The organism is Staphylococcus ureilyticus (assembly GCF_002902235.1).
Taxonomy (GTDB): Bacteria; Bacillota; Bacilli; order Staphylococcales; family Staphylococcaceae; genus Staphylococcus; species Staphylococcus ureilyticus.
On the sequence record NZ_PPRL01000096.1, the window covers coordinates 1 to 8171 of the forward strand.

General features: G+C 32.9%; 11 protein-coding genes. 5 read left to right on the plus strand and 6 right to left on the minus strand.

The window, feature by feature from the left end; all coding sequences use genetic code 11:
• Positions 1–126 precede the first annotated feature (126 nt).
• Positions 127–933: a helix-turn-helix transcriptional regulator gene (locus tag CD150_RS10000; RefSeq protein WP_073343474.1), complete on the plus strand. Its 807-nt coding sequence runs from the start codon at positions 127–129 to the stop codon at positions 931–933.
• 36 nt (positions 934–969) lie between these two features.
• The gene (locus CD150_RS10005) at positions 970–1308 is read left to right on the plus strand and encodes a transcriptional regulator, SarA/Rot family (protein WP_046207254.1); all 339 of its coding nucleotides are present in this window, start codon (positions 970–972) and stop codon (positions 1306–1308) included.
• A 135-nt stretch (positions 1309–1443) separates the two neighbouring features.
• Here the strand turns inward: CD150_RS10005 and CD150_RS10010 are convergent, their stop codons facing one another.
• From CD150_RS10010 to tadA, 3 genes are all read right to left on the minus strand, one after another.
• Positions 1444–2010, minus strand: coding sequence for an NADPH-dependent FMN reductase (locus CD150_RS10010; RefSeq protein WP_103161549.1), 567 nt, complete (start codon positions 2008–2010; stop codon positions 1444–1446).
• A gap of 18 nt (positions 2011–2028) precedes the next feature.
• Positions 2029–2901 (minus strand): Cof-type HAD-IIB family hydrolase, encoded by an 873-nt coding sequence (locus CD150_RS10015; protein ID WP_073343478.1) that lies wholly within the window; start codon positions 2899–2901, stop codon positions 2029–2031.
• Positions 2902–2980: 79 nt separating this feature from the next.
• Positions 2981–3490, minus strand: coding sequence for a tRNA adenosine(34) deaminase TadA (gene tadA / locus CD150_RS10020; protein ID WP_073343482.1), 510 nt, complete (start codon positions 3488–3490; stop codon positions 2981–2983).
• A 64-nt stretch (positions 3491–3554) separates the two neighbouring features.
• Between tadA and CD150_RS10025 the strand changes: the two genes are divergently transcribed.
• Positions 3555–4172, plus strand: coding sequence for a deoxynucleoside kinase (locus tag CD150_RS10025; protein ID WP_046207250.1), 618 nt, complete (start codon positions 3555–3557; stop codon positions 4170–4172).
• A complete protein-coding gene (locus CD150_RS10030) occupies positions 4165–4827 on the plus strand; it encodes a deoxynucleoside kinase (protein WP_040029931.1) in 663 nt (220 codons plus the stop codon). The genes CD150_RS10025 and CD150_RS10030 overlap by 8 nt, the downstream gene beginning before the upstream one ends.
• Positions 4828–5092: 265 nt before the next feature.
• Here the strand turns inward: CD150_RS10030 and CD150_RS10035 are convergent, their stop codons facing one another.
• Positions 5093–5482 carry a UCP033725 family protein gene (locus CD150_RS10035; RefSeq protein ID WP_103161550.1) on the minus strand — a complete coding sequence of 130 codons (390 nt, stop codon included), beginning with the start codon at positions 5480–5482 and terminating at the stop codon, positions 5093–5095.
• Between the two features lie 216 nt (positions 5483–5698).
• The gene (locus CD150_RS10040; RefSeq protein ID WP_070657538.1) at positions 5699–6385 is read right to left on the minus strand and encodes an HAD family hydrolase; all 687 of its coding nucleotides are present in this window, start codon (positions 6383–6385) and stop codon (positions 5699–5701) included.
• Between the two features lie 165 nt (positions 6386–6550).
• On the opposite strand from CD150_RS10040, the gene CD150_RS10045 reads away from it, so the two are divergent.
• Positions 6551–7066 (plus strand): cupin domain-containing protein, encoded by a 516-nt coding sequence (locus tag CD150_RS10045; RefSeq protein WP_397610342.1) that lies wholly within the window; start codon positions 6551–6553, stop codon positions 7064–7066.
• Between the two features lie 135 nt (positions 7067–7201).
• Here CD150_RS10045 and CD150_RS10050 read toward each other — a convergent pair.
• The coding region (locus tag CD150_RS10050; RefSeq protein ID WP_103161551.1) for a branched-chain amino acid aminotransferase at positions 7202–8171 on the minus strand (970 nt) is incomplete at its 5' end.

Here is an 8171-nt window from a genome sequence, read left to right on the forward strand (position 1 = left end):
TTATAAAATAATGTATATTAACTGTTAAATTTTATTAATGTTCTATATACAATTTTCATATTAAAATAATTACAGTAGTAGTTTATAATTAATTTTTATTTTGATGTAAGTGGTGAAACCAATAAAATGGATGATACTTTTAAAATAAAACATGCGCAGTATGGCTCTATAAGCCAATTAAGTAGACCTCATTTTCTACATATTTTTTTAGTAACAGAAGGAGAATTTATAGCTTTGAAAAACACTACTTTTCATCATTTTAAAGTAGGTGACGTATTTTATATTCACGACTATGAATCCATTAAACAAATCTCTTTTAACGGTAGTTTAATCTGTCTTTCACTAAATAATTTTTACTATTATCAATACTTCCAACAACTAAATTTTAACACGTTTAAACATATATCGTTAAAAAAAGAGATACGCCTCAAATTATTAGATATAATTGATGCGATTCAACATCAATCTATAACCAATCCGAACAATGCCATTAAAGATTTAATTAAAAGTATAAAATATTCTGAGCATCAAAATTTTCAAAGTTCTGAATTACAATGCAGTTATAAAACAGCTTTAATTAAAGATGTCGTTCAATATGTTAATACGCATTTAACGACTAAAATTACCTGCAAAGAAATTGCTAATTATTTTTTTGTAAATAATAGCTTTTTATCAAGAGAGTTTTCAACATTGATGAACTGTAAGTTATCTCAATATATTACGACATCTAAAATTCATGCTTCCATATGTGATTTGCTTAATGGTGATCATTTAAACATTGTTCAACAACGCTATGATTTTCGTAGCCAAAATGAATATTGTTATCTGTTCAATAATATTATTGGTTGCCAACCTTCTGATTTTAAATACCATAAGAAACTAGTCAGTAATTCAACATTTAAAATTCTATTTCTATCAACAATTTCAATCTAACGCATAAAAGCAAAATATTAAAAGTGTGGTGACAATATGAATACAATTATTTATGAAGAAAAAAGAGGATTGATTAATAAAGTAGTGAAACAAAATTTGAATCTTACGATTTCTGAGGTAATCATTTTGGATAAATTGCTCTATCTTAATAAGAATAAAATAAATGCCATTGAATTAAAAAAGTTATTACAAGTCCAAAATTCACCTGTTTCTTCACAAATCAACCATTTTATCGAACTTAACCTTTTAAAAAAATCTCGAGATCAATCTGATGAAAGATGTATTTATTTGCATGATATCAAGTTAGAAGAAATTAAACAGCTGATTGAACAGTATCATTTAATAGTTAATTCAATACTTCACAGTACTGCCTAATTAAACTTCAGCAACATAAGAGCGCATATGAAATCAAAGTAATGTTTGATTTCATATGCGCTCCAAACCCCTTTAGGTTATGTACATAGCGAGATACAACTTGCATCGTAACCCCTATTCAAAAATAACTTCACACTATTTCAAGTGTTCATACGGACTATTTTTCACAAATGAAATAATTTGATCCACAAATAGTCTTGAACGTAATTGAAACTCCTCGTTATCCAAGTAATACGTACCATCATCTAATCTATTATAGTCTGTATCATGCGTCGCAATCTGCGTTGGTACTGCGATTCCGAGTAATGAACGTACTATCAAACGTAAATGAGACAATGGTTCAGAGCTTACAATTCCATCACTGTTACCGATTAATCCAACTGGTTTCATTTTAAAATCATCCATCGTTAAATGATCCAATGCATTTTTTAAAATACCAGAATATGACCCATGGTAGTTTGGTGTTCCTAATATAAAGAAATCTGCATTTCGCGCTTTCGTTTGTAATAATGTTAAATTATTTTTATACACTTCACTTGGCGAAGAAACGCCTGAGACATCCAGTTGATGAATTGGATGTTCCGCTAGATCAAAGATCTCCACCTCAAAATATTGGTCTTCAAAATGACCTTTTAAATAATGAGCTAAAGCATTTGTATGCGAGCCCATTTTAGCACTCCCTATTATGATTAATCCTTTCATTTATCCTTTCACCTCATGCTATGATTTGTTATTTTCTCTAAGTAGTTTCATTATCGCTTTACCAACACCACTTTGTTCATTAGAGTCAGTTTCATATTTTGTGATTGCTTTAACTTCTGGAGCTGCATTCTCCATTGCAACTGAATAACCAACGCGTTCCAACATTGAAACATCATTCATATTATCACCGATTGCCATAACATTTTCCATATCAATATTTAGACGCTCTGCAATCGTGTTTAAAGCAATACCTTTTTGTGCATCTGAGTGCGTAATTTCTATATTTCCGCGTGATGAAGAAGAAATTGCCAAACTTTCTGATTTTGCTAATGTTTCACTTACTCGATCAATTTTTTCTAAGTCACTATCAAAAGCTAATATTTTCATCACAATTTCACCAGGTGTATCTTGAATTTTGTCATAATTCTCAACTACTTTTAATGTACCGTTATCTATACGTTTTTGAATGCCACTTTTAATTTTTTCTACATCTGCTTCTTGACCAGCACGTTGTGCAATATCAATATAAATCTCTAAGTCTCGTAATGGATTCTCAGTATAGATGCCTAAGTTTGTATACACTTGATAGAAAATGTTTTCTTTATTTAATTCTACCGTAATGCGATTTATGAGTTCTCTATTTAAATTTGAAGTGCTCATAATATTAAATGATTCATCTCTGACTTCTGCACCGTTCAAACAAATATATGGCACTTTTAAGTCTGTTTGATTGATTGGTGCATTTGCTTCATAAAATGCCCGACCAGTAGCAATGACTACAGTTATACCTTGTGATTGTGCATATTTGATAGCTTGGATATTTTCTTCTGATATTTCATGTGCAGCGTTCAATAACGTACCATCCATATCTGTTGCAATTAAATTTATCATTGATTTACCTCGTTTCTACTTTATCTCAAAACACCGATTGAATACTCATTCACAAATTGCCATAATTTTGTAACACATTTCATATTTTACCAAATGTTTCACTATTTGTATTATCCTCTGTTCGTATGATTTTCTTCTTTTGTCTAATATCTTTAAAAAATGTCTTCAATAATTGGCTACATTCCTCTGCTAATACACCTGTAGTAACTTTGGCCCGATGGTTAAATCGTGATTCTTGCAACAGATCCATCAAACTACCTGCACAACCACCCTTTAAGTCTTGTGCACCATAGATTACTTCGGGAATACGACTCATGACGATTGCACCTGAACACATTACACAAGGTTCCAAAGTAACATAAAGTTTACAGGACGCTAACCTCCAACTATTAAGCTGTTTTGCAGCTTTTTGAATCGCAATATGTTCAGCATGTGCAGTAGGATCTTGAGTGGATTCTCGTAAATTGTGCGCTCGTGAAATAACTTCATTATCTTTCACGACAATAGCTCCAATTGGTACTTCTCCAATAGCACCAGCTTTCCGCGCTTCTTCTAGCGCAATTTTCATATAAAATTGGTCAGTATACATGTGTCTATCACCTCACATATGGTACAATATTTATTGTCTATTTTAACATTGGAGCGGTAAAAACATGAAAAAACAATTTATTGCTGTTGAAGGGCCGATTGGCGTCGGTAAATCTTCATTAGCACATAAACTTAGCCAGACTTTTAATTATTATGAAGAAAAAGAAATCGTAAATGAAAATCCTTTTCTATCCGATTTTTATGAAGATATTTCCAAATGGAGTTTTCAAACAGAAATGTTCTTTTTATGTAATCGTTACAAACAATTTCAAGATCTTGAAGCAATTTCTACAGGTATTGTAAGTGATTACCATATTTATAAAAATAAAATATTTGCAAATAATACTTTAACACCTTCTGAATTCAATAAATTCTCTAGAATTTATGATATTTTAACTGAAGATTTAGAAATGCCAAATGTGATTATCTTTCTAGATGCAGATTTAGAAATATTGAAAAAGCGTATCGCGTTACGTAATCGTAGCTTCGAACATCAGATTGAAGACGACTACTTACTTAATTTAAAACGTGATTACAATGCCTATTATCGTTCGTTAAAAGCAGATGGTGAAAGTGTCATTCGAATAGATACGACTGATTTAGATTTTATGAAGCAAGAAAATGATTATAATTATATTTTAGATTTAGTGCAACCATTGATTGGAGGAAAAGATGATGAATAAATACGGTATCCCTCAAGATGCTGTGATAACAATCGCTGGTACAGTCGGCGTTGGAAAATCAACATTAACGAAAGCATTGGCACAAAGATTAAATTTTAAAACATCGTTTGAAAATGTAGATCATAACCCTTATCTAGATAAGTTTTATCATGATTTTGAACGTTGGAGCTTTCATCTACAAATTTATTTTTTAGCAGAGCGCTTCAAAGAACAAAAACGTATGTTTGAATATGGCGGCGGCTTTATCCAAGATCGCTCTATATACGAAGATGTTGATATTTTTGCTAAGATGCATGAAGAACAAGGGACAATGAGTCCAGAAGACTTCAACACATATTCCGAACTATTTAATGCTATGGTCATGACACCATACTTCCCAAAACCAGATGTACTTATCTATTTAGAATGTGATTATGATGAAGTGATTGATCGCATCAAACAACGTGGTCGACAAATGGAAATTGAAACAGATCCAGAATATTGGAAAAAATTATTCAAACGATATGAAGATTGGATTAGTGAATTCAATGCGTGTCCAGTTGTAAGAGTGAACATCAATGAATATGATTTACATGCAGATCCAGAATCACTAAATCCTGTTATTGATAAAATCCGTCACATTATTGAAACTTATCGAAATGTAGATCAACGATAATACGTTTATTGCTTAAAACATTTGCAAAATCAAGAATAGTACCATATAAAACAGATTTTGTAATGTAGAACAAAACGCAGGGCAACAATATCTTTTGAAAGAAATCAATTCTTTCCTGCACGCACCATCAAGTTAACCCATTACCTGAGCTTCTACTCATGCATAAGTCCCACTAACCCAACAAGTTGGGAAGTGCTTTAAAGGTTTACCTGAGCTTCTGCTCATGCATAAGTCCCACTAACCCAACAAGTTGGGAAGTGGGACTTTATTCAATATGTTTACGATAAATAATCTTTTCTATCTCGTCTTCATCTACATACTTACTATAATAATATTCATCAGTTTGGTCGAGACCAAATGTACTTGCTTTATCTTCGTCTTCAGTACCTATATATAATTGCCCCTCTAAGTCTTTATATAAATCAAAAATAGCACCACTATATCTCGCTTCTTGGTATAGTTCATAAAGTTCATCAACATCATCTCTCGCTACATGTTTATAATATAATGTATGTGCAGCGTGACGATGCGTTTGTGCTTCAAAACCATGTTCCATAGCTCGTTCATCCTCAGTGACTAACAATACTTCATTACTTACAATTTCTACAACTTTATATGTTTCACCGCGATAATTTGCATATCTTCCATCAATCATTCAACCACCTCGTTTACGTTTTTTTACAAATAGAGACTAAGACATAATGGATTCGTGCCAGCCCAATCCATATTGACAGTAGGTGATTGAACTGAAAATGCGCTTTAAATCAAGTTTTTTCAATTCTAGCCATACTTGCCAAGGTGGAACGACGAAATCTATTTAATAAAATTAGATTTCTGTCCCGCTCCTATATTTTGTGGATTAGTCCTATTATTATAATATGTCCACTACACTATTTGCAGTTTCAAAAATATAATCCGCTTTAGTAAATGATTCTTTTAAACCAACACCAGTTAAAACTGCAACTTTCAACCCTAATTTAGCATTGATGCCAGTTTGGATATCATTCGCAGTATCACCGATAATGGCTACATTTTCAGGTTCTACATCATATCTATAAAAAAGTGGATTTAGCACTTCAGGATTTGGTTTTTCAACGGCATCCGCTTCAGTAGAAATTACAATATCGAAGTAATGGTCGAATTGCGTGTATTCCAAGAATTGCTCTACCCCTCTTTTAGAATCACTTGTCACAATACCTAGTTTGTAACCTCTTTGCTTTAACGTATCTAATGTTTCACTGATGCCTTCAACTAAAACATTTTCTGGCACTCTATTATCGACGAGTACTTGACTTCTTTGTTGAGCCCAACTTGTTACATCTTGATTTGCAATTTTACAAAATGCCTCAATCATTTCATCTAATGCGCCTGAAGCCATAATCGTACCTGGTTGAATTTCACCATCTATAACACCTAAATACGCGTAACCTTCATCTATATCGTCAATTGCATCCTTATATGTTTCCATAAAATCATCAACGAGTTGCAATCCGATTTTCATCCAACTGCGATCAAAATATATGATTGTGCCATCTTTATCAAATAATATCCATTCCATGTTTTAAACAGCTCCTATGTTTAACAATATGTATCCCTCAACTTACTACTTAATTTTAATATAAAAATCGTTCCTAAAACAAATAACTCAACTAACATACTGACTGTGAACACCATTTAAAATCCTAATATTTAGGTTATGAGTTATAGTAATACCATAAAAGAGGTGAATAGTTTGGTACCTAACCCTAATGTTCAAATCGAAACCATTTCTTGCGACAGTGATGATTCAATTCCAAACAACCCTAAATATGCCGTACTGCTATATAAAAATGTAATCAAACAAGAAGAAAGTCCTCTAGATATTTTAAATAAAAACAATTGGTCAAACGCTTGGCGTAGCGGCATATTTCCAGTACATCATTATCATAGCAATACACATGAAGTCCTAATTGTCGTTTCAGGAAATGCCATCGTACAACTAGGTGGTGAATTTGGTCCTCATGTAGATATTCAGCAAGGCGATGTCATTATCATACCAGCTGGTTATGGTCATAAACGAGTTCACAGTTACCATAATTTTGCAGTAATAGGTGCCTATCCAAATGGTCAAGATTATGATTTTTGTACTCGAAACCCTGACGAATGGCCACAAAATATAGAGAACATCAAAAATGCAAGTTTACCTGACACAGATCCAATATACGGCACGGATGGACCGCTATTTAAATATTGGCATTAAGTTAAACCATCGCAGACTGTCTGTTAATAGTTTTCAACAAAAAAGAAGGAGCAAGACGCTGAAATCTTTAGAAACGTGAGATTTCTGACTTGCTCCTTTTATTGTGCTGTTTATTGTTATTTTTTGGGGAGAAATTTAATATCTTGGTACAACTACTCTCCAACCATTCGGATCCTCAAGCTTACCACTTTGAATACCAACATAATGATCATATAAATTTTGAGTTACTTCTCCTGTTTCATTATTATTAATAACGATTTCAGTATCGCCGTATTTTAATTGACCAACTGGTGAAATCACCGCTGCTGTTCCAGTACCGAACACCTCAGTCAATTCACCATTATGATGCGCTTCAATCAACTCGTCGATAGATACACGACGTTCTTCTACCTCATAACCTAAGTTTTGCGCTAATTCAATAACTGTTTTTCGTGTGATACCTGGTAAAATACTACCATTTAATGCAGGTGTTACCACTTTTCCATTTTCTACAAAGAAGATATTCATACTGCCGACTTCTTCCACATATTTCTGCTCTACACCATCTAACCATAGTACTTGGTCATAGCCTTGTGCTGATGCATTTGTTTGTGCTAAAAGGCTAGCCGCATAGTTACCAGCTACTTTTGCATGACCAACACCACCACGGACTGCACGTACATATTCATCTTCTACATAAATTTTTGTCGGATTTAAAGAGTCACCACCGTAATAAGAACCTGAAGGTGATAAAATAATTAATAATTTATATGAATATGAAGGTCGTACACCTAAAATACCCTCTGTAGCAAATACATATGGTCGTATGTATAATGATTGGCCTTCTCCTTCTGGTACCCAATCACGTTCGATATCTACTAATTGTTTTAAACCTTCTAATAAAGTATCTTCATCAACTTGAGGCATATCTAGACGTGCTAAAGAATTGTTAATACGTTTAAAATTTTCAGATGGACGGAATAAATCTACTTCGCCGTCATGTTTATAAGCTTTCAATCCTTCGAATACTGCTTGTCCATAATGTAATACTTGGGCCGCTGGAGAAAGTTCAATCGGTCCATAAGGCACAATTTTCAAATCATGCCATCCTTGATCAGTATCGTAA